25 protein-coding genes are annotated in these 23462 nt (G+C 54.1%); 8 read left to right on the top strand and 17 right to left on the bottom strand.

The window, feature by feature from the left end; genetic code table 11:
* On the bottom strand, positions 1-980 hold a 980-nt coding region (locus tag JW953_13170), incomplete at its 3' end, for a hypothetical protein (GenBank protein MBN1993645.1).
* Positions 981-1281: 301 nt separating this feature from the next.
* On the opposite strand from JW953_13170, the gene JW953_13165 reads away from it, so the two are divergent.
* The 5 genes from JW953_13165 to queA all read left to right on the top strand — a co-directional run bounded on the left by JW953_13165 (position 1282) and on the right by queA (position 4990).
* On the top strand, positions 1282-1626 hold the full coding sequence (locus tag JW953_13165; protein MBN1993644.1) for a type II toxin-antitoxin system Phd/YefM family antitoxin: 345 nt from the start codon (positions 1282-1284) through the stop codon (positions 1624-1626).
* Positions 1623-2012 carry a type II toxin-antitoxin system VapC family toxin gene (locus JW953_13160; GenBank protein ID MBN1993643.1) on the top strand — a complete coding sequence of 130 codons (390 nt, stop codon included), beginning with the start codon at positions 1623-1625 and terminating at the stop codon, positions 2010-2012. Before JW953_13165 ends, JW953_13160 begins: the two co-directional genes overlap by 4 nt.
* A 144-nt stretch (positions 2013-2156) precedes the next feature.
* Positions 2157-3179, top strand: coding sequence for a Holliday junction branch migration DNA helicase RuvB (gene ruvB, locus JW953_13155; GenBank protein ID MBN1993642.1), 1023 nt, complete (start codon positions 2157-2159; stop codon positions 3177-3179).
* Between the two features lie 88 nt (positions 3180-3267).
* The gene (locus JW953_13150; protein MBN1993641.1) at positions 3268-3864 is read left to right on the top strand and encodes a hypothetical protein; all 597 of its coding nucleotides are present in this window, start codon (positions 3268-3270) and stop codon (positions 3862-3864) included.
* A 7-nt stretch (positions 3865-3871) separates the two neighbouring features.
* Positions 3872-4990 (top strand): tRNA preQ1(34) S-adenosylmethionine ribosyltransferase-isomerase QueA, encoded by a 1119-nt coding sequence (gene queA / locus JW953_13145; protein MBN1993640.1) that lies wholly within the window; start codon positions 3872-3874, stop codon positions 4988-4990.
* 244 nt (positions 4991-5234) lie between these two features.
* On the opposite strand, the gene JW953_13140 is transcribed toward queA, so the two are convergent.
* Together JW953_13140 and JW953_13135 are read right to left on the bottom strand one after the other, a co-directional pair.
* Entirely contained in the window at positions 5235-5978 is a 744-nt protein-coding gene (locus tag JW953_13140; protein ID MBN1993639.1) for a 16S rRNA (uracil(1498)-N(3))-methyltransferase, read from the bottom strand.
* 31 nt (positions 5979-6009) lie between these two features.
* Positions 6010-6258, bottom strand: coding sequence for a hypothetical protein (locus JW953_13135; GenBank protein MBN1993638.1), 249 nt, complete (start codon positions 6256-6258; stop codon positions 6010-6012).
* A gap of 154 nt (positions 6259-6412) precedes the next feature.
* On the opposite strand from JW953_13135, the gene JW953_13130 reads away from it, so the two are divergent.
* The gene (locus JW953_13130; protein ID MBN1993637.1) at positions 6413-7084 is read left to right on the top strand and encodes a hypothetical protein; all 672 of its coding nucleotides are present in this window, start codon (positions 6413-6415) and stop codon (positions 7082-7084) included.
* A 44-nt stretch (positions 7085-7128) separates the two neighbouring features.
* Here the strand turns inward: JW953_13130 and JW953_13125 are convergent, their stop codons facing one another.
* The 6 genes from JW953_13125 to JW953_13100 all read right to left on the bottom strand — a co-directional run bounded on the left by JW953_13125 (position 7129) and on the right by JW953_13100 (position 12508).
* Positions 7129-7614 (bottom strand): hypothetical protein, encoded by a 486-nt coding sequence (locus JW953_13125; protein ID MBN1993636.1) that lies wholly within the window; start codon positions 7612-7614, stop codon positions 7129-7131.
* A 3-nt stretch (positions 7615-7617) separates the two neighbouring features.
* Complete coding sequence (locus JW953_13120; GenBank protein ID MBN1993635.1) at positions 7618-8607, bottom strand: ArsA family ATPase; 990 nt, start codon at positions 8605-8607, stop codon at positions 7618-7620.
* A gap of 16 nt (positions 8608-8623) precedes the next feature.
* Complete coding sequence (locus JW953_13115; GenBank protein MBN1993634.1) at positions 8624-9610, bottom strand: TRC40/GET3/ArsA family transport-energizing ATPase; 987 nt, start codon at positions 9608-9610, stop codon at positions 8624-8626.
* A gap of 11 nt (positions 9611-9621) precedes the next feature.
* The gene (locus JW953_13110; GenBank protein ID MBN1993633.1) at positions 9622-9900 is read right to left on the bottom strand and encodes a hypothetical protein; all 279 of its coding nucleotides are present in this window, start codon (positions 9898-9900) and stop codon (positions 9622-9624) included.
* A gap of 233 nt (positions 9901-10133) precedes the next feature.
* Positions 10134-10505, bottom strand: a complete 372-nt coding sequence (locus JW953_13105; protein ID MBN1993632.1) for a hypothetical protein — start codon at positions 10503-10505, stop codon at positions 10134-10136.
* A 218-nt stretch (positions 10506-10723) separates the two neighbouring features.
* A complete protein-coding gene (locus tag JW953_13100; protein ID MBN1993631.1) occupies positions 10724-12508 on the bottom strand; it encodes a carbon starvation protein A in 1785 nt (594 codons plus the stop codon).
* A gap of 543 nt (positions 12509-13051) precedes the next feature.
* On the opposite strand from JW953_13100, the gene gatC reads away from it, so the two are divergent.
* On the top strand, positions 13052-13342 hold the full coding sequence (gene gatC / locus JW953_13095) for an Asp-tRNA(Asn)/Glu-tRNA(Gln) amidotransferase subunit GatC (GenBank protein MBN1993630.1): 291 nt from the start codon (positions 13052-13054) through the stop codon (positions 13340-13342).
* Positions 13305-14834 carry an Asp-tRNA(Asn)/Glu-tRNA(Gln) amidotransferase subunit GatA gene (gene gatA / locus JW953_13090; protein ID MBN1993629.1) on the top strand — a complete coding sequence of 510 codons (1530 nt, stop codon included), beginning with the start codon at positions 13305-13307 and terminating at the stop codon, positions 14832-14834. The genes gatC and gatA overlap by 38 nt, the downstream gene beginning before the upstream one ends.
* A gap of 33 nt (positions 14835-14867) precedes the next feature.
* Here gatA and JW953_13085 read toward each other — a convergent pair whose 3' ends face one another.
* From JW953_13085 to cheB, 8 genes are all read right to left on the bottom strand, one after another.
* The gene (locus JW953_13085) at positions 14868-15590 is read right to left on the bottom strand and encodes a response regulator transcription factor (GenBank protein ID MBN1993628.1); all 723 of its coding nucleotides are present in this window, start codon (positions 15588-15590) and stop codon (positions 14868-14870) included.
* On the bottom strand, positions 15587-17011 hold the full coding sequence (locus tag JW953_13080) for a PAS domain-containing protein (protein ID MBN1993627.1): 1425 nt from the start codon (positions 17009-17011) through the stop codon (positions 15587-15589). Before JW953_13080 ends, JW953_13085 begins: the two co-directional genes overlap by 4 nt.
* Before the next feature lie 239 nt (positions 17012-17250).
* Positions 17251-17949 carry a response regulator transcription factor gene (locus JW953_13075; protein ID MBN1993626.1) on the bottom strand — a complete coding sequence of 233 codons (699 nt, stop codon included), beginning with the start codon at positions 17947-17949 and terminating at the stop codon, positions 17251-17253.
* Positions 17950-18082: 133 nt separating this feature from the next.
* Positions 18083-19996 (bottom strand): GAF domain-containing protein, encoded by a 1914-nt coding sequence (locus JW953_13070; GenBank protein MBN1993625.1) that lies wholly within the window; start codon positions 19994-19996, stop codon positions 18083-18085.
* Between the two features lie 47 nt (positions 19997-20043).
* Positions 20044-20433: a response regulator gene (locus tag JW953_13065; GenBank protein ID MBN1993624.1), complete on the bottom strand. Its 390-nt coding sequence runs from the start codon at positions 20431-20433 to the stop codon at positions 20044-20046.
* 12 nt (positions 20434-20445) lie between these two features.
* Positions 20446-20835 (bottom strand): hypothetical protein, encoded by a 390-nt coding sequence (locus JW953_13060; protein ID MBN1993623.1) that lies wholly within the window; start codon positions 20833-20835, stop codon positions 20446-20448.
* Positions 20836-20889: 54 nt separating this feature from the next.
* The gene (locus tag JW953_13055) at positions 20890-22359 is read right to left on the bottom strand and encodes a GAF domain-containing protein (protein MBN1993622.1); all 1470 of its coding nucleotides are present in this window, start codon (positions 22357-22359) and stop codon (positions 20890-20892) included.
* Between the two features lie 9 nt (positions 22360-22368).
* On the bottom strand, positions 22369-23412 hold the full coding sequence (cheB, locus tag JW953_13050) for a chemotaxis-specific protein-glutamate methyltransferase CheB (protein ID MBN1993621.1): 1044 nt from the start codon (positions 23410-23412) through the stop codon (positions 22369-22371).
* Positions 23413-23462: the final 50 nt, after the last annotated feature.

The following is a 23462-nucleotide window of genomic DNA, read 5'->3' as shown; positions in this document are numbered from 1 at the left end:
CTGGAAATACCACCGCCAAAGCGGGTGGTGTAGTTATTGGACAGGGCGCTGTTGGCGATGTTCAGGGTACCGGAGGTTTCGTTGAGGATACCGCCGCCGCCATCGCCCGCCCGGTTGTTAGAAAAGGCGCTGTTGGCGATGGTGACGGCGCCGCTCCAATTGACGATGCCGCCGCCACCCTGGGAGGCTTCATTATCATCAATAGTCGTGTTGGTGATAAGCACTGTGCCATCATTATTCTCGATGCCAGCACCATCCCTGGCTGTGTTGGTGTAGATGGCGCTGCCGGTAATGGTGACGGTGCGGCTGAGATTGTAAATGCCGCCGCCATCGTGATCGCCGGTGGCGGCATTGCTGTAGATGGTGGTGTTAACAATGTTCAGGGCGCTGTCGCCGGAAATGGCAATGGCGCCGCCGCCCATAGCGGTGGTGTTGCTATAGATGGTGCTATTGGCAATATTCAGCGCGCCATTCGAGATAGCAATGCCGCCCCCATAACCGGGCGCGTTGCCGTTTTGAATGGTCACGCCGGAAATATTGACAGTGTCTCCGGGGGCCTGGATATGGAATATCCGGTCATTACCAGTAGGCCCGTTAATAATGGTCACGCTCGCGCCTGCGCCGTTGATGGTCAGGTTGCCGCCGCCTGGGTTTGCGAAGATGTCCAGGTCGCCCTGGCCGTTGGTATCATCGCCACTCCCGCTTAAGGTATAGGTGCCGGCAGGCAGGGTGATGGTGTCGGCGCCGGGGTTATTATTGGCTGCCGAAATTGCGCCGCGCAGGCTGCAATCGTTGAGCGCAGCCGTGCAGGCCGTGGCCCCGGCGTTGTCGTCAAAACGATCCACTACATAGGTGGCTGCGTGGGCGGCCGGGATAAACCAGAGACCCGCCGCTACTATTATCAGCAGCCCCAGGCCCAACCCCAGCCGGGCGAGCCTTGATAGAAAATGCCATTTTTTGAGTAACTTTTGGTTAGCCATTCCATTTACCTCCTTTGAGAATAGACAAATCTACAAATAAACTGAATTTCATTATTGGGGGTAAGCGTCACACGTGCATGGGCACTTCTGGCAAATAATAATGAAGTGGCAATAGGGCATCGGAGGCGGGAGAGATGGTGGTGGCGTTGTTAGATTTCAAAATGCCTGAACGCTTTTTATGGTAGCATAATTTTGCGCAAAAGTACAGCATAGGTCAGGCGAACTGGACGCATTATTTGCCTCTGCCGTTGCGGTGTGGTATCCTATCAAATAGGTCAATTTGACTTACTCGGGAGGTCAAATGCACAGTTTGAACATTAGCGAAGCCAAAAGTCGCTTTTCAGAATTGATTTCGCGTGCAGTCGCCGGGGAGCGTTTTCTCATTCAGCGGCGCGAGCGGCCGCTGGCCGTGCTAATTAATGCCACGGAATTTGAACAACTGGAGCGAACGGCTCACACAGCGCGGCAACTGGCCGTGGTTCTGGGGCAGAACCCGGACCTGCTGGCCGAGATCGAGGCAGGTCAGGCGCACCCGGCTATGGCCGCTTTTGGTCTGTGGCGCAACGAAGCCGATCTGGCGGCCCTGGCCGATGAGATTTACGCCAACCGTCTAAAGCCATCCCCTCGTCCCATAGTAAACCTATGAAAATCCTGGACAGCGACCACTGCGTGGCCGTATTGCGCGGTCAATTGGACCTGCGGCAGCAGGTTACCCCGGCCGATGACCTGGCCGTGACTTGCGTGAGTGTGGGTGAACTGGCGCACGGCGCGCACAAGTCAAGCCGGCCTGCTGAAAACCTGGCCCGCCTGGACGTGCTCCTGGCCGGTTTGATTATGCTTCCCTTTGACGCGGCGGCAGCCCAACAATTCGGCCGGCTCAAAGCCTGGCTAGAGCGGCAAGGAACTCCCCTATCCGACTTGGACTTGCAGATTGCCAGTATTGCCCTCACCCACCAATCTTCCCTGGTTACGCACAATCGCCGCCATTTTGACCGCATTCCTGTTTTGCAACTTGAGGACTGGCTGGCGTAAGCTGCCGCCCGGCCGGTCAACGGCCTGCCCCAATTTTTAGGCCATCGGTTAGAGATAGGACATTGTCCTATCTCTACCGCCAAAATTTCAGCACGCCTCCCCTACCAATAGGCCCTTCCCCCATTCTGTGGTATAATCCCAGGTATGGACGAGCGTTCTATTTCCCCCGCCGAACAAACTACCGACAAGACCCTGGACGTTGGCCTGCGCCCCACCGATTGGGCCGGTTACTTTGGCCAGGCCACGGTTAAAGAGAACATTCAAATTTTAATTGAAGCGGCCCAAAAGCGCGGCGAGGCCCTGGACCACATTCTGCTTTACGGCCCGCCGGGCCTGGGCAAAACCACCCTGGCCAGCATTGTGGCCCACCAGATGGGCGTCAACCTAAAGATCACCTCTGGCCCGGCCATTGAGCGGGCCGGCGACCTGGCCGCTATACTCACCAATCTGCGCCGGGGCGACCTGCTGTTCATTGACGAAATCCACCGCCTGGGCCGGGCCGTGGAAGAAGTGCTTTACCCGGCTATGGAGGATTACGCCCTGGACATTGTGATCGGCAAAGGCCCCAGCGCCCGCAACATCCGGCTCAAGCTGCCGCCTTTTACCACTATGGGCGCCACCACCCGCCTGGACCTGCTGGCCGCGCCCCTGCGCGATCGTTTTGGCGCTATCTTTAGACTGGAGTTTTACAGCCCGGAAGAGCTGCAACAAATTGTCACCCGCTCGGCCACTATTTTGAACGTGCCCATTGACGAGGCAGGCGCGCTGGAAATTGCCGCCCGTTCGCGGGGCACGGCCCGCATTGCCAACCGGCTGCTCAAACGGGCGCGCGACTTTGCCCAGGTGCGGGCCAACGGGGTGATTACCCGAACCGTGGCCCAGGAATCGCTGGAATTAATGAACGTTGACCCCCTGGGTCTGGACGACCTGGACCGCAAAGTGCTGCACTCCATCATCCAAAAGTTTGGCGGCGGCCCGGTGGGCCTGGAAACCATTGCCGCCAGCATCAGCGAGGAAAGCAGCACCGTAATGGACGTGGTGGAGCCGTATCTGCTGCAACTGGGTTTTTTGGCCCGCACCCCGCGCGGCCGGGTGGCCACGCCGCACGCTTACCAGCATTTGGGCCTGGCCGCGCCGGACAGGCCGGAACAGCCGTCGTTGTTTTGAGCAGTGTTCCAGAGGTGACAGTCACTTCGCAAGTGACTGTCACTTCTAAACGCGCGTAAGTTCTAAAAGCCTTTAGGGGGATGGACAAATGGCTAAATACTCAACAATGCTGATCCGCCTCATCCTTGGCCTCACCTGGTTGACCCTGGGCTGCCAATCTCTAACCGAAGCGACCAGCCTGGGGGTGGCCAGCCCGCCGGCTGCTTCCGGCCCGTGGCCCCACTCCACCTTTGTCCCCAACCCGGCCAACATACAGGTTAAAGTAGGCCAGGAACTTTACCTGGAAAGCCGCCACCTTAGCCCCCATGGGCTGGGCGCGCTTGAGATTCTGGTCAACGGCAAACCGGCCGGAACAATAGAAGCAAATCCTCAAGCCTTCTCCCTTCCCGACACGCTGGCCTCTGTTGAATTTGCCACCCTCAAGGTTGTGGCCCCCAACACTGATCTTGCCAATAGGGTCTGCCTGGGTGCGCCTTGCGACCAACTTATTACCGAAGAAATTTCGGTCCAAAACCAACCTATCCGCCTCAGTTCTGCCCGGTCGCCCTACCCCAATTCAAGCTGGACTGTTTTTTTGCTTTGGACCGGGCGCCTGCCGGGCACTTATGATTTAAGCATCCAGGTAACGGATAACGCCCAAAACAAGGGGCCGTGGCTGACCCAACGGATTGAAGTGGTAGAATAATTGACCCGTGAACGTCAGCCTATTTGATTATCACTTGCCGCCAAACCTCATTGCCCAAACCCCCCTGGAACCCCGCCACGCCTCGCGGCTGATGGTGGTTAACCGCCATACCGCCGAAATTACGCATTGCCGTTTTACAGATTTGCCCAACCTGCTCCGGCCCGGCGATATGCTCATTGCCAATAACAGCCGGGTCATTCCCGCTCGCCTGTTGGGGCGCAAGACCAGCGGCGGCAAAGTAGAGATCCTGTTGCTTAAACAAATTGACCACCTGCTTTGGGAAGTATTGGTGGGGGGCAAACGGCTGCGGCCGGGGGTGGTGGTGGAGATTGCCGGCCGGGGAACGCCGCCGCGCCGGGCGGGGCCTCCTCTTTTTCTGACCGTCAAGGAGAACTTGGGCCAGGCTCGGCGCCTGGTTGCGTTCAACCGGCCGGTTGAAGCCTGGCTGAACAAGGTGGGCCAAACGCCGCTGCCGCCTTACATCCATACCCCGCTTGCTAACGCCGAACGCTACCAAACAGTTTTCAGCCGGGTGTCCGGCTCTGCGGCCGCGCCCACGGCCGGGCTGCATTTTACCCCGGAAAGCCTGCTGGCGCTGCGGGAGCGGGGCGTGCTGCTTGATTACGTGACCCTGCACATTGGCCTGGATACCTTTCTGCCGGTCACGGTTGAGCAAATTGAGGCCCATCCCATTCACCGCGAGTTTGCCGGCCTGACCGCCGCCACCGCCGCGCGCATCAACCGGGCCAAACTGGCCGGGGGGCGGTTGGTGGCCGTAGGCACCACGGCCGTGCGCACCCTGGAAACCGCGGCCTTGCGCAGCGCCGGGCAAACCGGCTCGCTGCAAGAAGCCAGCGCGTTGCCTGCCCCCGGCCGGGGCGGAGAGGAAGCGTGTCCCTGGGCCGTGGTGACGGCCATTGAGGAAGAAACCGACCTGTTTATCTACCCCGGCTTTACCTTCCGCGCGGTTGACCTGCTGCTGACCAATTTTCACCTGCCCCAATCCACCCTGCTCATGCTGGTCAGCGCCTTTGCCGGGCGCGAGTTGATTCTGCGGGCCTACGAGGAGGCCATTGCCCAACGGTATCGTTTTTACTCCTTTGGCGACGCGATGCTGATACTGTAACTATTACACCGTCAAGTTAATTCTGATAGATTGGGGTAGGAGCGCGCCCTTGCGGTCGCCCCATATGGGGCAGGCGCAAGGCCGTGCCCCTACCCGTCAAAATTTGTCTGACAGTGTACTATTCACTTTCTTGGCGTGTCATTGCGAGGGCGCAGCCCGAAGCAATCTCCAATTCCAGGATGGAGACTGCTTCGCCTCTGGCTCGCAGTGACATAGGGAACAAGGTGAACAGTTACCTGATTCTTTAAGGCGCTCTCCACTCGCCCAGTTCGTACAAAATGGCTGCGCACGCGGCCAGAGCGGCGGTTTCGGCCCGCAAAATACGCGGCCCTAACGTTACCAACTGCCCGCCGGCCTGGCGGGCTATTTCGGCTTCCTCCGCGGCAAAACCTCCCTCCGGCCCAATAAAAACTGCAATGCGGTTGGTTGTTGTTTGGGTTAAAACTTCTTTGAGGGTAGGGCCGCCGGCCTCTTCCCAGGGCATCACCAGCAACGAGCTTGACCGGGCTTGCTCGATGGCCTCGGCCAATAACAGGGGCTGCACTAAGGAGGGCAGTTTGCCGCGTCTACTCTGTTCCGCTGCCTCGCGGATGATTTGCTGCCAGCGCTCATACTTTTTGGTTAGCGCGCCAACGCGCTTAACCACCGACCGCCGGCAAATTATTGGCGCAAAGCAAGACACGCCCAACTCTGTGCCTTTTTGCAGCACCCATTCAAATTTCTGGCCCTTGAGTGCGCCTTGATAGAGGGTCAGGTGTATCTTTGGTTCGCCCGCCGCCGGTTGTTGGGCCACAATCCGGCCGGCCGCAGCGTTTTTCTCCACCTGATTAAGCGTCACCAAAAACTCCGTCCCCGAATTGTCCAGCACAATGACGTTATCACCGGGCCGCAGGCGCAGCACGGTTTTTATCTGGCGGGCAATAGGGCCGCGCAGGGTGACGGTGGGCGGGGTGAGCCAGTTAGGGGGGATAAAAAAACGATGGGGCATAAAGCAACTTCAACTGATAAGGTAAAAAAAATCAACCGGCCAAATCGGTCAAATCTCTCTCGCGGAGCATGCGCCGGCGCCAACTGTTAAGCATGGGCACAATGTAGGGCAACAGCCGCATCGAATAATAAGGCGGCAGAATTGGCACGCCCAACAAATCGCCAAAACTGATCAGCACAAAAAGGTGTTCCAGGTCGGCCCTTTGTTGGCGCAGTTCCTTTTCCAGCTCAAAATAGGTCATGCCGTAAATAAAACCCCGCAGCCAATCGTCAATGGCCAGCCAGCGTTGTTTCAGTTGGGCCAATAAAGTATCCGGCCTTGGCGGGTCGGACGCCACGTTAATGTTACCTCCAATTCTTTGACATGTTCCCCCCCTTTTGTTAGACTGGGGGCAAAATTGTGCCCCCAAATTACCATTTTCAGGAGAGGATAAAATGCTAACCCCAGAATATATCGTCACCGGCCTGGGTATTTTGCTGGTGGTGTGGTATTTGTTTGCGGCTATTTATAACCGGCGTTTTGGCCTGCGCACCTATCGCTGGCTCCAACGTGATTTGGAGGTGTTAGGCGATAAAAAGAGCGTACAAGCCAGTTGGCTGGGTTCGTCCGGTTCAGGAGCGCGGATTGGCCTGCAACGCGCGCGCGCGCCCTTTCGCCGCCTGGAATTAACCTATCTGCTTGAATCGCGCGAGCTGGCCCCGCTCTGGCTGGTTGACGTGCTGCGCGGCAAACGGGACCAACTCATCTTGCGGGGCACCCTGCGCCATCCCCAGGGCGGCGAGTTAGAAATCATCCCGGCCGGCCGCAAGATTAAAACCTTGCCGCAAAACCCAAACAATCCCTGGACTTTGACCGATGGCCCTCACCATTTGGTTATTGCCCAACGAGGGGCGGCCAAACAACAAATCGAATGGGTCGCTCCCTTTTTAGAAAGTTACGGCTCCCACCTGATCCGTTTTTCCTGGGGGCCGCAGGACCCGCATATTCTGATCATGCTCCGGCTGGCCGGTTTACAAAATAACCAGGCGGCGGCGCTATTTCAGGCCATTTGCCGGGCAGGGGGCGGGCAAAACAAGGGGGATACAAAAGAAGATGGCCTGACATAAATGCGGCGGGCAAAAGTGAGCTTTTGCCCGCCTGGGGGTTTATGCTAATGACATCGAGCGTACTTTATCACGGCCAGCACTTCTTCAAAAGCTTCCGGTAGGGGACTGCCGCTGAATTCCAACCTTAACTGCCGCTTGGTGTGTGGACAGAAAAACTCTACCGTAACGTAAGTTACCGGCCAGCGTTTGATAAAGCCTCGCTTGCGTTGTTTCCAGGTAACGCTGGCCGGATGCCCGGCCACGGTCAGTTCTGGCAAAATAGTCTCGCGGCGCGAGCGGGGGGGGAGACTGGCCGTTAGCCGTAGTTCCATAGCCCAGCGCCGGCCCGGGTGGTGCAGAATATACCAGGCGTCGCCGGTGGCCACCCAGCGCCGGCCGTTATGCCGGTGGCTGGCCGTTACCTCCGGACTGCCCGCGCCCATCACAATTTCCCAGCCCGGGGGCAGGGCCAGGGAAATAAAGGTAGACGCGCCCAGCAGAACGTTGTTGATGGCAATTTCGTGCTGACGAACCAGTTCGGCCCCGGCCACAAATTACCCCTGTCCAAACACAGCGTTGGTGGTGCGGTTCAACATTTCAATCCCGCGCACTTCGGTGTCAAATAAAGGCACCACCCCGCGCACCATGCCGTTAAAAACCTCTTCTATTTCCCGCATGTAACCATCTTGCATCTGCACCCGGTTCTTGACAAATTCCGCCGAGTCCTCGGTCACGTTGGTCTTGTCAATTAACATATTCACCACCACGCCGCCCACCGGAATGCCAAATTCATCAAACCAATTGATGAAACGGCGGATGACGGCAATGGGCAAGGCTTCGGGCAGGGTGACAAAGAAAAAGGCTGTTTTTTCGGGATCGGTCAACAACTCTTTGGCCTGGTGCATCCGCTCGCGGAAGTTGAGCAGATAATCCATCAGGGGGTCTTTTTGCTCTTTCTTTTTGGAATAAGAAAGCAGCTCTCGCAAACTTTGGGCCTCTTTGCGGCTGTCCATCATTTTGTTGACCCACATGGAGTATACCGACGACATGCCCAACAAGCGGCGCGCATTGGCCGTGGGGGCGGTATCAAAAACGTAAACTTCGTACTCGTCTTTGAACATCAGGTCAATCATGTTCTCAAACATGGCCGACTCTTCAAAGGCCGGGTTCATGGTGGCCGACTCGACAAACTCATCGGCTTTGGTGCGGATTTCGGCAAATTTGAGAAAATAGTCAATTTTTTCTTTGATCTCCACCTTGGAGCGTTCAATGGTTTCTCGCGTGTCAATCTCGTACGCCATCAGATTGGGTACGCCCTTAACCGGCGTTTGTTTGCCAAAAACATTCTGGTCCAACAACCCGCTCAAGCTATGGACGGGGTTGGTGGAAGCCAGCAGGGTTTTTTTGCCCTGCCGGGCAAAACCAATGGCAGCCGCGCCGGCCATCACTGTTTTGCCCACCCCGCCTTTGCCCCCAAAAAAGGTAAATTTCAGGTGAGGATGCGCTTCCACAAATTGCTGCATGCTAACATCAATCAAGGCCATGCTTTATCTCCTTTGTTTAAACGGCCCCATTGCCAAACATCACCTGGGCCATTTTTTCAATCATCGGCAGGCCGGTGATGTCGCGCTCAAATTCTGGGATCCAGGCCAAAACATCATTGCCAAATAGTTGGTTGATTTTGGCGGCGTACACCTGCTGCATTTTGTGGCGATTGCGCAGGTATTCCGGGATGTTGGGCTGCTGCATCAATTCGTCCGGCAACACCCGGTTGACAATGTAACCGCTCAACGGCACATCAAACTTAGCAAAAAGTTCTGCCGCTTTTTGCGTGTCAATCAAAATCATTTCTTCCGGCACGCAAACAAAAAAGAAGGCGGTTTTTTCTTTGTCGGTAAGAATGCTGGACGAGGTTTGAATGCGGTATTTGATGTCTTGCAGTTCTTTTAAGATAAGGTCTTCCTGGATTTCCTCGTCGCGTTTGATGCGGGCGGCCATTTGCTCGTATTCGCGCATTTCTTCGCGGAGTTTGGTGATTTTTTCAATCCATTCGTCGTACACACTGGCCATGCTCAGGTAATACAGGGCGTGGCCCAGCGGCACCAGGTCGTAAATGTAATAGTCGTACTCGGCGGCCACCACAATATCTACCACCTGGTCAAAGATGGCGCTTTCTTCCATAGCCGGTTCGGCGGCGGCGGCCTGGATGTAGTTTTCAATTTCATCGGGGATTTTTTCCAGGCCGTACATATTAAAGATTTTTTGGCGAATTTCTTCCTGGTAGGCTTTGATGCGTTGGTCGGCGTCAATCTCTTGGGCAAAGAGATTGGGCATAATTTCCACCGCGCCTTTACCAAAGATGTCTCGTTGAAAAATATCCGACAGCGAAGCCTGGGGGTCAACCGAAAAAACCAGTACCCGGTGGCCCTGTTGGGCCAGATAGTAAGCGGCCGCCGCCGAAAACGTGGTTTTGCCCAGGCCGCCTTTGCCGCCAAACATAATGTAGCGTCGTTCGGGGTGTTCTTGAAAAATTTTTACCAGCGACATAGTTTATCTCCTTAAGCCAGGGCGTCGGTGAGGTCTTTTTCACGCAGCATGCGCCGTTTCCAGGTGGAAATTTGGGGCACCACATAGGGCAAAAGACGCAGGGAGTAGTAAGGCGGCAAAATGGGCACGCCTAATAAATCGCCCATGGTGATGAGAATAAATAGGTGTTCCATACTGCCGCGCGTTTTAAGCGCCTGGCGGGTCATCTCGTGACTGGCCATGCCATAGATGTAGTCGCCTATCGCTTCTTTAGCGCGTTGCCAGAAATTTCTTTTTTGTTCCTCAGTCATTGGGGAAGGTACCTCCTAAAGTATTGGATTGGTTGACTTTTTGGCGCGTTGGCTTAGGAATAACACACTGTCCAGGGAGGACGAAACCGGATCAGATTAATTGCCAAGTATACACCTGTTTAGACAGGGGTCAAAAGCGGGTGCGTTCCAAAATTTTGGCGGTAGGGACAGAACATTGTCCTGTCTCTACTCTAGGGCCTAAAAATTGGCACAGACCTGTCAAAAGCAAGGGGTCACTCCTCGGCCATTGAGCCGGCTTGCCGCCGGATAAAGGCTTCCAATTCGGCCAGGTCTTGGCCAGTGAATGTTTCGCCGCCTATAATAAAGGTGGGATAAGTTCTAATCCGGTAGCGGACAACCCTGAACAAACCCGGCAACGAGAGCGGGGCAATGAGTTGGATGCGCAGCCATTGTTGAAAACGCCGGTCCAGGTAGTGCAAACAGCGCCGCAGCCAGAGCGATTCCTCGCCATTTTCCAGCGCCTGGCCGGGTTGGCTCAAACCGGCTTCGGTCAATATTTGGTCGGTGTAGGCCAGGCCCCCCCGCATGTTGTGGAGCATACCGGCATGGGGCGTTATCACCTCAAGAATGGCGCAACGTTTCATGATATTGACTGACCACGTTTTACCAATTTTCTGCAATTACACGGGTTGGGTAGTTAACCCTGCCCCCCACAGAACCAGAAAGTCAAACCCAAAGGCGCCAGGAGGCAAAGGCGCTAAGTTTTTTAATAATTCTTTGCGCCTTTGCGCCCTGGCATTAGAAAATTTTAACCGTTTTGCTTCCGGCCCAGAAGTGAAGCGCGGTTCATCGGGGTTCAGATTTATTCTGAAGCAGCCGGGGCTGCGGCCGCTTTGCTTCTGGCCCTGTTAAAGGAGATGATCCCATCCCAGGCCAAAAACAGCGCGGCAATGGCCAGGAAGAGACCAATCAGGCCGGCAATGCCGTTGCCAATTTGAAAGGCCAGGCCGGCCGTGGGGTCAAATAACCCCTTGGCGTCAAAGAAGGATTTGTAAGCCGTAACCAACAGGGCGGCGACGGTGGTGACATACATAAAAACCGCCGGCCAGAAGGTCCAGGCATATTTTTTACCTTGTTCGGCCAGCCAGATGGTGATAAGCAGTAAAGCCAAACCGGCAAAAAGCTGGTTGGCCCCGCCAAAGAGCACCCAAATGCGCTGCCAGAAAGCGGTCCACAAAATGAGCATGGTGAAGCCCAGGGCCACTATGCTGCCGATGTGGGGGTTCTTCATGATGGGCAGGGCGTCGCCCAATAGTTCGGCGCTGGCCACGCGCATAAAACGTAGCACCAGTTGCATTACGGTCAGGGCCATCACGGCCAGGAAAATTGCGCCGATGGCGCCGCCCAGGGCAGACGGAATGCCAATCACCGCCAGGAAGCGGGCCATGCCGGCGGCAAACACTCCCCCGGCCCCAATTTTGAGTTGATACAGATTGGCCGCATCGTAAAGAACGCTGCCGTCGGGCGCGACAATGAGCGTGGCGGCAAAAACTACGGCCAGCACCGCCAGCACCACCTCCAGGAACATGGCCCCGGCCCCTACCGGCAGGGCGTCGGTTTCTTTTTCAAGCTGGCGGGCCGTACCCGAAGTAGACACCAGGGAATGCCAACCCGATACCGCGCCGCAAGAGATGGTGACAAACAGGATGGGCCACAACCAGCCCAGCGCCGGTTGATTCCAGGTTACATAGGCCGGAATTTGAAAAGAGGTGCCCACCGAGCCGGTGAAGGTGGCAATGAGGATACCGAGAATAGCGCCAATAATACCCAAAGCCACAAACCAGAACGAAGTGTAGTTGACCGGCTGGGCAAAACGCCAGATGGGCAAAACCGAACCCAGGTAACAGAAGAACAGGGCAAAAATCCCCCACAACCACACCGACCACTGCATTGGTCCATAAGGCGTGTTATAGAGCACGCCGTTGGCATCGCCGGCCAGGGAGTTAACCACTTTGACAATATTGGTGGAAAAGGCCAATGTGCCCAGCCAGATGCCAACCAGGGCAATCAGGACTGTTACCACCGTGGTCGTGAGCAAATCCATCCGCCAGCGATAAGTCATTTGACCGGCCAGCAGCCCGGCCAGGGTGAGGATAATGAACCCAATGGGCACCGTGGGGGTGGCCAGCAATCCGGCTACCACTGCGCCAAAAGCGCCCATAATCAAGAGCAGATAAAAGTATAAAAAACCAAGCAACAGGTTCCGGGCGCGGGGGGAGATGAGTTTGTAACTCAAACCGCCCAGGGTCAATCCGTCGCTGCGCATGGCCAGCATAGCCGCCGCATAATCTTGCACCCACCCAATCAACAATACCCCAAACAATAACCACAAAATGGACGGTAGCCAGCCCCACTGCACCGCCGTAATCGGCCCCACAATTGGCCCCAGGGCAGCAATGGATTTGAACTGATAGCCAAACAGAACACTGCCTTTGGCGGGCATAAAGTCAACTCCATCGTTATACATGGTGGCCGGGGTAGCCCGCTTGGGATCGGCCTGAATGATTTCACGGTCGATCTTGACTGCATAGAGACGATAGCCAAAAATAGCTACCAGAATAGCGATAATTATCATTCCTAACGCCATAGTTAATGATGCTCCTTTCAATAAGATAAGCCGCTGGGTTGATTTGATATTTTGTTGTCAATAAAAAAGGTTGGACACAGTCAAATAATTAAGCTACCTGAACCGGTTGCCGGCCGGCGCCCCAGGTATCCGCAGTGTGGTAACTATCCACCTGAGCAGAGTTGAAATTGCGCTTGGGGAGCGATGAAGAAGGCAGAGGTATCGTTGTCCAGAGGCGATGATGGACATTTGACTATTCGACAGCGTTGCATGAACAGTTACCAGGTTTATGTTGCAACCCACCTCCTTTTTACCTGACAATGCAAAGGTTAACCTGTTATTTAACTTATGGGACAGTGTAAATAAAGAACCAAGAATCGTGGCGAGGACACATCTAACTTGGCCTTGCACTATAACACTATTGACATTATATGTCAATTTGTGCTGCTCCCTGCGTTAAAAAATCACCTTGATAACCAAGCCCTAATTTGGGTCTGGGGTTATCATCGGTTATAATAGCCGCTGTTGAGTATAAAATTTGAATTTGAACTGGAGGCATACCCGGTGGCAAAACTAAGCCTGACCGAAGTGGAAACGATTGCCGAACTGGCCAAACTCACCCTGACCGACGCAGAAAAGAAAATGTTTCAAGAACAACTTTCGGCTATTTTAGATTATGCTGAAATGTTACAGCAAGTTGACACCACCGGCATCCCCCCTACAGCCAGCGCCATCCCTTTAAAAAACGTCATGCGACCTGACGAGGTCAGGCTCTCCCTGCCTACCGAGGAAGCTTTGGCCAACGCTCCTGATGCAGATGAAGCCAGTTTTAGAGTGCGGGCTGTGCTGGATTAACGCTCACAGACTTGTTCCATTGGAGGACACCTTGGAACTTTACTCTCTAACCATCCATGCCGCGCAAGATAAACTGCGCCAGGGCGAGATCACGTCGGTTGAATTGACCGAAAGCGTATTAGAGCGGATTGCGGTGGTTGAAAAAAAGGTGCAAGCTTACATCAGCGTGCAGCAAGACCTGGCCTTACAAATGGCTCGTTTTGCCGATGAACGCCGCGCTGCGGGTGAGGATAACCCGCTGCTGGGGATACCCCTGGCCGTTAAAGACGCCATTATTACCCAGGGCGTGCCCACCACGGCCGGCTCGGCCATGTTAAAAAATTACGTGCCCCCTTTTGACGCAACAGCCGTGATCAAACTGCGCCAGGCCGGGGCCGTGTTTGTGGGCAAAACCAATACCGACGAATTTACGATGGGTTCTTCCACCGAATACTCAGCCTTTCACCCCACCAACAATCCCTGGAACTTGAGCCGCGTGCCGGGCGGCAGCAGTGGCGGCAGCGCCGCCGCCGTAGCCGCCGCCGAAACCCTGGGGGCGCTGGGCACCGATACCGGCGGCAGTATTCGCCAACCGGCTTCTTTTTGCGGAGTGGTGGGACTGAAACCCACATACGGCCGGGTCAGCCGGTATGGCCTTATTGCCCACGGCTCCTCGCTGGACCAGATTGGGCCGCTGGCCAAAGATGTGGAAGACGCAGCTATGTTGCTTACCGGCCTGGCCGGCTACGATTTCCGCGATTCCACTTCAATCAATGCCCCCACCCCGGATTACGTAGCGGAAATGAAACAGGGCGATAACCTGAAGGGCCTCAGAATTGGTGTGCCCAAAGAGTATTTTGTGGGCGGGCTTGAGGCCGGGGTGGAAACCATCATCCGGGCGGCTATCGAGCAACTGGCCGGGTTGGGAGCAGAGATTATTGACGTGTCGTTACCCAACACCGCCTATGGCATTCCGGTTTATTATATCATTTCTACAGCGGAAGCGTCGGCCAATCTTTCCCGTTATGATGGGGTGCGTTACGGTTTGCGCCGGGACGGCGGCGATATGTGGGAAACTTTTCGCCAAACCCGGCAGGTTGGCTTTGGGCCGGAGGTCAAACGGCGCATTATGCTGGGCACTTACGCCCTCTCGGCGGGTTATTACGACGCCTATTATTTGAAAGCGCAGCAGGTCCGCACCCTGCTCCGGCGAGATTTTGAGCAGGCGTTTGAAACGGTTGACGTGATGGTTTCGCCGGTGGCGCCTGGCGTTGCTTTTGAAATTGGGTCAAAGGTGGATAATCCGTTGCAGATGTACTTGAGCGACGTTTATACGGTTACGTTGAACCTGGTTGGGCTTTGTGGCATTTCGGTGCCGTGTGGTTTTTGGGATGGCATGCCGGTGGGGTTGCAAATTATTGGGCCGGCTTTGGGCGAAAGCGCCATTTTGCGGACGGCCTATCAATATGAGCAGGCCACCGCCTGGCATCGTCAAAAGCCCGGCGAACTCTAGTTTCTGGTTTGCGGCTTTGCCGCGCCAAGTTTTTTAGGCCGGTTGAGGCGTTGAGATGGCCTGCCGGTTTGGCCGGGGTTCATGCAGGCGATACCCAATGCCCCATTCGGCCAGCAGATAACGGGGTTTTCGGGGGTGGTCCTCAAGTTTTTGGCGGAGATAGTGGATGTAAAGTTTAAGCGAACCCAGGCTGACGTTTTTTTGGGTGCCCCAGACCTCCTGGATTAACTCTTCGTGCGTTACCACCCGGCCCACTTTACGCAGCAAAATGGCCAGCAAGCGAAACTCGGTGGGGGTCAACGGAATAGGTTCTCCGCGCAGCTCCACCCGTCGCTCCTCTAAATCAATTAGCAATTGGCCGTCGTCATACAGGAAGGCCTCATTGGCCGTGCGCTGGTTATTGCGCCGCAGCAAGGTGCGAATTTTGGCCAGCAAGATTGGTATTTTAACGGGTTGGCGCAAATAATCATCTGCGCCCATTTCCAAAGCTCTCACTACGCTGCGTTCATCATGGCGGTGGCTGGTCACCAAAATAGAGTGAATATCCAATTCGCGTAGCCGGCGGCAGGTTTCAAAACCATCCATCACCGGCATCATCAAATCCAGGATAACCAAATCTGGAAATTGTTGTCGGGCCAACTCTATGCCTCTTTGCCCACTCTCGGCAGTGAAAACGTAATACCCCTCATTTTCCAGGGAAAGACTGAGCAGTTGAAGCATGGTTGTGTCATCATCAATAACCAGAATTTTTATCATGATGCTTGCTCCCAAAAAGGTAAGGAAAAGCAAAAGCGTGACCCCTGTCCGGGCTGGCTGGTGGCCCAAATACGGCCATTTTGCAATTCAACCAATCGTTTGGTGGTATAAAGTCCAAGTTCATAAGTAGACGGCATTTTGCCGTTTTCATCGTCAACAGGATAGAATTGCCCAAAAATCCTGTCCAATAATTTGGGGGGGATCGGTTCGCCATTATCTATAATAGAAATGATCACTTCGGATTGGTTTGCTTCTGCTTCAATTGCCACCTGACCTCCGGCCGGGCAGCGGTTAACGGCATTGGTTAACAAGTTAAATAAAATCAGCTCTGTTTTGGTGGGGTCGGCGGCAACCAGGGGCAGATTGTCGGCGGCAACCAGGTTAAATTGATGACGTAAATTTTCTTCATCTTGAACCAGAAGTAAAATTTGTTCAATCAGAGGCGTTATGGCCACCGACTCCACATAAATTCGTACCTCTCCGGCCTCCAGGCGTAACATGTTGAGCAGTTCATCGGTAAATTTTGTCAGCCACTGGCTTCGTTCCCACATACTCTTCAGGGTTGTTTGCTGTTTCTGGGGGTCCAAGTCTGAACTCATGAGCAGGTCAATGCAAGTTTGAATGAAACTGAGCGGATTGCGTAACAGGTGGGCGGCCATGTTGGCAAATTCTAACCTGACATATTGATCATTGGGCGTTCTTTGCAGAACACAGAGAATGCCTATAACCCGGCTGTTTTGCAGCAAAGGGGTAACGGCGCTGCGCACAAGAATGGAGCGATTCTCCTTTGTTTTCAACAACACCTTTGGGTCAAAGAGAGGTTGCTGCTTTTCTATGGCCTGGTTCAAGAGTTGACATAATTTATGGGTGGTATGATTGTGCAGGAACAATAATTCGCAAATTGATTTGCCAATTGCTTCTGCCGGCGGCCAGCCAAATATCTCACCGGCGGCCTTATTTTGCGCAATTACTTTTAAGTTTGGATCTAGCATCCAGACAGCCTCATCAACTACCGACATCAACAGGGAAAAACGTTCCCGGTCAGTTTCAGCTTGTTCCTGGCCTAACGCGCGGTGGATGGCCGGCAATACTTCTTCGGCGGCCAAAGGGCAGGTCAGGCAATCTCTAACTCCTAATCGGAGCAGCTCAACTGCCAATTGGGGGAGGGCTTGATCTGTTATTAAAATTACCGGGAAAGGATGATTGGCTACAAGCGCCAGATCGCGTAACAGGTTAATTGAGGCGGTTACCGGAAGGTGTAGTAAGAGGAGGCGAGGCGCTTCGGTAAGCGCTATTCTCAGGCCCTCTGCCTGGTTTTGAGCCAGAAGTGGTTTGAATCCATGCGGAAGCAATATTTGCTCTGAAATGGTTTTGGATAATGTTAAATCAGGTTCAATGACAAGGATGCTCTGGCCAGCCACAAATGCCTCTGTTAAAGTATAATAGGGTAAGCGTAGTAATCAATAGTTGAAATTGAGAATCAAAACCATGGTCCCTGAAAGAATCTTATTTAAAAAATTTTAACAATATTTAATGATAAAGGTGTGTGAATATTCTTAGAAAAAAGTTAGAAATTAAAAAGCGTTCAATGCTTGAGCAGGTTGAACGCTTTTGGGGTGATTATTTGCCGGTTTTGCTTACTGCGGCTGGCCAAAGGGTTTTAACCAAAACGATAGCCAATCCCCCACTCGTTTTGGATCAGGCTTGGTTTTGATTTATCCTTTTCCAGCTTACGGCGCAGGTAACTGACGTATAGCCGTAAAGAGTCTATATCCTCCGAGTATTCTGGCCCCCATACTTCGGCCAACAGAAATTGGTGAGGCAACACGCGGCCCTTGTGCCGGGCCAACACAGACAGCAGGCGAAATTCGGTTGGCGTCAGGTCAACCCGTTCATCGTCAACCGTCACTTCGTATCTCTCAAAATCAATGGTCAAGTCACCCTGGGTAAAAATGCCCCGGTGACCGCCGCCGCCATTATCATCCGGTTGCGGTGACCGCGAGATACGCCGGAGCACAGCCCGAATCCGGGCGGCCAACTCGTCAGCCGTAACCGGCTTAACAATATAGTCATCGGCGCCCAGGTCCAAACCCTTCACCACCCCTTCCTGAGTGTCGAGGGCGGTGAGCATAATAATGGGCACTTCGGACATTTCTCGCAAACGTTCACATATCTGCCAGCCGTCCAGGGTGGGCAACATAATATCCAGTAAGATAACGTCTGGATTAAAGGAGTAGGCTTTCCGCAAACCTTCGCGGCCATCGTAGGCTATTTCTACCTCAAAGCCAGCTTTGTTTAACATAAGTTGAAAGGCATCACATAATAGCTTGTCGTCGTCAATAATCAATACTGAGGTCATAGTGCACTTCTATATCATTGGCCCAAAATCATTATGATCTGGAATATTTGCTTGCCACTTTTTAATTATACCACACTAAGGTTTGAATTTGGTTTGAATCAAGGCCCTAAATTTGAACTTTTTGAAGACAATTTTACTTTTTTGTTTCTCTGTTGATGATATTATCTGGAACTAAGCCGGCGGCCATAGCGTCTTCAAAGCTCATAGGTTTTGCAGAAAGGTCATTATTTTTGGGGGGTGAGCTTAATTCCGGTTTGGTTTGGTCATTGCCCATAGATATAATTGCCGGTTTTAGGTCGTGTGTTTTCTCCAGTCTAAGCGGCCTGACAGCGCCGCCGTAGTTGCTTTTTTTCTCTTCGGAGTCAAGCACTCGATCAAATTCCGTATTCAGGGTTTCGCTGATGATGCTTGTTTCCCTGGCCAATTCATTAAGGCGGGTAATGATTTTTTGCAGGGTGGTTATTTCTTTCTTTTGGCCGTCGGTAAAGCCGGCCGATTTTGCCCAAAGCGTTTGCAGAATTTGCGAGGCCATGGTCAGGGCTGGGGTCAGATCATTTGAGATAAATCCTTCCAGGTTGGCGTTTTTTTCCAGCAGCATGTCGTTGATTTCTTGCAATATTTCGTTGCCCGCTTTCAGGCCGGTTTCGCCTTCTTGCACCCGGGCATATAAACGGGCATTGTCTATGGCCGGAGCAACCTGGTTGGCCAATGAGGTTAACATACGCACCTCGCGCGGACTCCACGCATATTTATCGGCGCGTTTGCCCACCGCCAATACGCCCACTACGTTTGCGCCGGCCTGTTTTTTTTGATCTCCAACTTCAGACCCGGGCCGGGTAATAGGCACGGCAGCCAGGGCTTGTAATCCTTCTTTGTCTACCCATATTTTATGACCGTGAACATCTTTGGCTACCGATTCAACAAATTGCGCTTTGTTGGCCTGGGCCACCCGTCCTTCTATGCCTGCGTCCAGTTTCAAGCATTGCATGCCCCGCACATATTCTATAGAAAGTCCGGTATGGGCTTGCATTTCCAATTGATTTCTTTCATCAAGCAGATAAAGCCAGGCGGCGTCGGTTTTGAGTGTAGTCAGGGTTTGGTCAACCGTACATTGCAAAATTTGCTTTAAATCAAGGGTGCGGTTGATCATTTCAGAGATATTATTGAGAGTCTGAAGGTCGGCATTTTGTTGCTGCACCTCGTCTTCAGCTTCCATCATCGCCGCCAGCAGTTGTTCCAGGTCGTCGTCGGCCGGCTGGGGGAGGGTGGAGGTGATGTCGGGCAGGCCTAGGGGAGTAGGCACTTCCACCTTCAAGTCGGTTTGCTCTACCTCTTGCAGTTCAACTTTGCCGGCATCCCCTAACAAAGCTTCAGCCGTAAGCCATAACCCCTCGCGCAAGCGCAAACTTTCCATGGCTACCGCCGTTTCCTGACTCATAGCCATTAAGAAGCAGAGTTCGGCGGGGGTAAAGTGTTTTTTACCTTGCAAACCAACCAGCAGCGCCCCAATCAAGCGCGGGCCAACTTGTAGTGACAGGCTGACCAGGCTGGTCAGGTGGCTGGCCTTCAGAAGCAATCGTTCGGTTTCGTCATCAGAGGTATCATATTCCAGTAAGGCCCCTGCCCCGGCTACCAGGTGGGGCATAAGGGCAGTGGCGCCCTGGTGCAGCTCCTGGCCGGTGAGGATACGGATTAAGGTGGGCGTTAAGCCTTTATGCACCCCCAAGGTTAACTCTTTGGATTCGGCGTCAATGAGCAGAACCGCGCCTACCGGGGCGCTGGCGGTTTCCAGGGCCTGGACCAGGGCCAGTTTAAGCAGGTGGGCCGGGTTGGCGGTGTGGATAGCCTGGTAAGCAAAAGTGGTCAGGGCAATGATACTCCGGTTACGTCGCTTGATCTCAACATCGGCTAAACGCAAAGCGGCCTGATATCGCTCCAGGCGTTGCTGCGCTTTTTTTAGCTCGGTGCGGGTGGCCTCTAAATTCATCGGCCAATCTTCAACCACGTACACTGTTCCTTTAGGACGAGGGGAGTTTGGCGCTTCCATATGTAACTCCAAAGTATAGCCGTTAGCCTTTTTAGGCAATGGGCCATTTAACCTACATTCATTTGTTTGATCGTTTCAATTAACACGGCCTCGGCAAAGGCATCTTTGGGGATGTAGTCTACCGCGCCTACTTCCAGGCCGTTCAGCACATCTTGAGCGTGGTCGCGCGTGGTCAGCATGACCACCGGAATGTCGGCCAGGTTGGGATCGGCCTTGAGTTTTTGGCATACTTCAAAGCCGTTGATGTCAGGCAGCTCTATATCCAGCACCACCAGGTCAAAGTGTTGTTGTTGGGCCACATCTAAGCCCCCCAAACCGGTCTCGGCCCAATGAACCTGACAGCCGTTGCTTTCCAAAGCCAGTTTAAGTTTAAGCGCCTGGGGGGCGCTATCTTCTACAATGAGAATCGAGGGATGTCGGTCGTTTGTGTTAGCCATGATGTAATCCTTTCATTTCAACCATTTTATCAAGGTGACTCTGGCCCGGTTGTTATCTTGTTCTTCAACAATGCTTTCGTCCACCAGTTGGCATGCGCCGGCAATGCTGCGGTTAGATCCGGCCTCGCCTTGAGTTTCGTCGCCCAGCGAAACATGGGCCAGGTTGACCAGACAGGCCACCTGGAGGCCGTGCTGCCCGTTTTGGCTGGCATCGGACATGACAATTTCGCCGGCTTCACTGGTATTCCAGGAGAGCACGCGGGCCAATTCTGAAGCCGCCAGCGAAATACGGGCCTGGTCGGCGGTGCCAAAGCCCATTTGTTTGGCCATCTCGCGGGCTTGCATGCGCACTACAACGATATCCAAATCGTTGTTGATGTAAATTCTTCTTTCTGCGTCCATAGTTGTTACTCCTAAAGGGTGTCTAAGCGTTTAGCGATGGGAGCTTTTGCCGGGTCAGGCTACTCGAGAGAGCATTTGCTGTTTCTCCTGTTTTTGTTTGCTCATCGCGGCCAGTATTCTTTTAAGGGTAGCCATTAATTCTTCATCGGCCTGCGCTTCTGGGGAGTGGTGCGCGGCTCTTTGCGAAGCGGCCAGGGCCACCCAAATCTGCTGTTCGGCCTGGTGCAACTCCTGGATTTGTCGCTCCAGGGCTTCGGCCCGCCGGGTCAGTTCAAGGTTGGCCTGTTGTAAGGCGCTGTAGCTGGATTCCCAATTTTGGGCTTTTTCCTGAACTTCGCTGTACATTTGTGAGTTGGCTACGGCGTGGGCCACCTGCCGGCCAATAGAAACCAGCATGCGTTTATCCCGCGACGACCAAACCCAATCGTGCCGGTTGGCCACCGCCAAAACTCCGTAAGTTTTATTGTCTGTTCTCAACGGCACGGCCGCCACAGTGCGCAGCCCTTCTTCTTGCACCAGAACGCGCGCCTTGCCGCTATGAAAGAGCATGCCGTCTCGCAAAATAGGTTCGCTGCGGGTAAAAGCCATGCCCTCCACCCCGTCGCCCGGCGAAAGGTGCTGCATGCCGTTCACGTATTGCTCCGAAAGACCCTGGTGCCCGCGCAAAGTGAGAAAGTCGTTTTGCTCGTCAAGAAGATAACACCAGCCGGTTTCGGCGTTAAGGATGCTCAAAGTTCGTTTAAGAACGGCGTCAAGAATAGCGTCCAGGTGAAGGGTGCTGCCCAGTTCGTTAGATAAAGCGTTCAACAAGCCCAGGTCCACGTTTTGGTTGGCCACTTCCTCTTCCGCCGACATCACGGCCGCCAGCAGTTGTTCCAATTCTTCAACGTCCATCGGTTGCTGCGGGGTGGTTGCTTCAGGAGGAGGTGGAAGCGGCGTTTCTCCGTTTTGGCCCTGTTCCTGGCGATAGACCAGATAAGTGTTGGTGGTCCGTAACCGCACGTTGTCTAAAAACAGGGCCGTTAACTGGGCCAACATTGACAACCACTGCTGCTGTTCGCGGTCAATCATTTTGGCGTCTGCTTTGTGGCTGCCCACCACAATGGCTCCTAAAACCTGCCCGTCAAAACGAAACGGCACGCCAAAGAGATAGGCCAATTTGTGCCGGCCCAAAAGCGCCTGCTGGGCGTTTAGCTGCATGGGGCGGGGTTTAACCCACAATTTCCGGCCCATCAACAATAACCGTCCCAAATCGCCAACGGTCAACTGCCTGACCACCTCATCCGGCATGCCGCGCCGGGCTACCGCGCTCAGATTGTCCGGGTCGTCGCTGGCAATCAACAAAGCGCCCAACTCCACCTGGCTAATGGCCAGGGCGTAAGGCAAAATAGCCGCCAACACCTTTTTGCGGTCGGTTTCCTGGCCAATTTTGGCAATCATCCTTTCGATGATGGCGGCATAATTATTGGCCGAACTCAGTTGGCCGGTAACGCCAAAGGGGGCGTGAATTTGGGTTGTATCCATAATTTTCTCCTATACCAATGCCATTAGCGCGGCAGCAATTTTATCGGCGGGCAAAACTTGTTCTGCCGCGCCAAGTTCAATGGCTACAGCCGGCATTCCAAACACTACGCACGAGGCTTCATCTTGGGCAATGGTATGCGCTCCCGCCCGGCGCAAGGCCAGCAAACCTTCGGCGCCGTCGTTACCCATTCCGGTTAAAACAACGCCTATAGCGCCGCCGCCGTACACCTGGGCGGCCGAGTTGAACAGAAAATTGGCCGCCGGGCGCAAGCCGTTTTGCGGCGCCGCCTGGCTGAGCAAAATCAGGCCCTTTTCGTTGACCAGCATGTGCCGGTTATCCGGGGCAATGAGCGCCTGGCCGGGTTTCGGCTGGTCGCCCTGTTGAGCCAAACGCACCTCGGCGGGGGCCAGTTGGTTAAGCCAGGCGGCCAAACCTTCAGAAAAACCGGCCATAATGTGCTGGACAATCAAAATAGGAACCGGAAAATCGGCCGGCAGGTTGCCCAGGATTTTAGCCAGCACCCCCGGCCCGCCGGTGGAAGAGGCAATGGTCAATAGATGAATTTTTGATTTTCCGTTTTGGCGCGCGCCGGGGGGACGGGTCAACAGAGAAGTGGGGCGTGACCGGCCCCAGCGCCGCACCACTTTAACCTCCGCCATCAACCTGAGTTGATTGATCAACAACTCGTGCATTTCGGGGGGGTCGTCTATGCTTGGTTTTTCCAAAATGGTCAGCGCCCCGGCCTGCAAAGCGTCAAATGAAAGTTTGTTTTCATTTTTGTTAAAACTGGCGCTGACCATCACAATGGGGCGCGGCGTTTCGGCCATGATTTGGCGGGTGGCTTCCAGGCCGTCCATCTCCGGCATGTACACGTCCATGGCAATAACATCCGGCTGGAGCCGTTTGGTCAGGCGCACGGCTTCAATGCCGTTCTGGGCGGTGCCAATTACCTGAAAACCGGGCGCGTTTTGCAATATGGAAACCAGCAACTCACGCGCCACCAGCGAGTCTTCCACAATCAGCACCCGGATGGGGGTATTTTGGGTTTCCATTTGTTTCCTTTCAAGGTAGTCCAGACATTAAAACCCTAAAGGTCTTAATC

This window comes from Anaerolineae bacterium, assembly GCA_016931895.1.
Taxonomy (GTDB): domain Bacteria; phylum Chloroflexota; class Anaerolineae; order 4572-78; family J111; genus JAFGNV01.
Note: the sequence above shows the minus strand (reverse complement) of the source record. Positions and strands in the feature narration are given on the sequence as shown.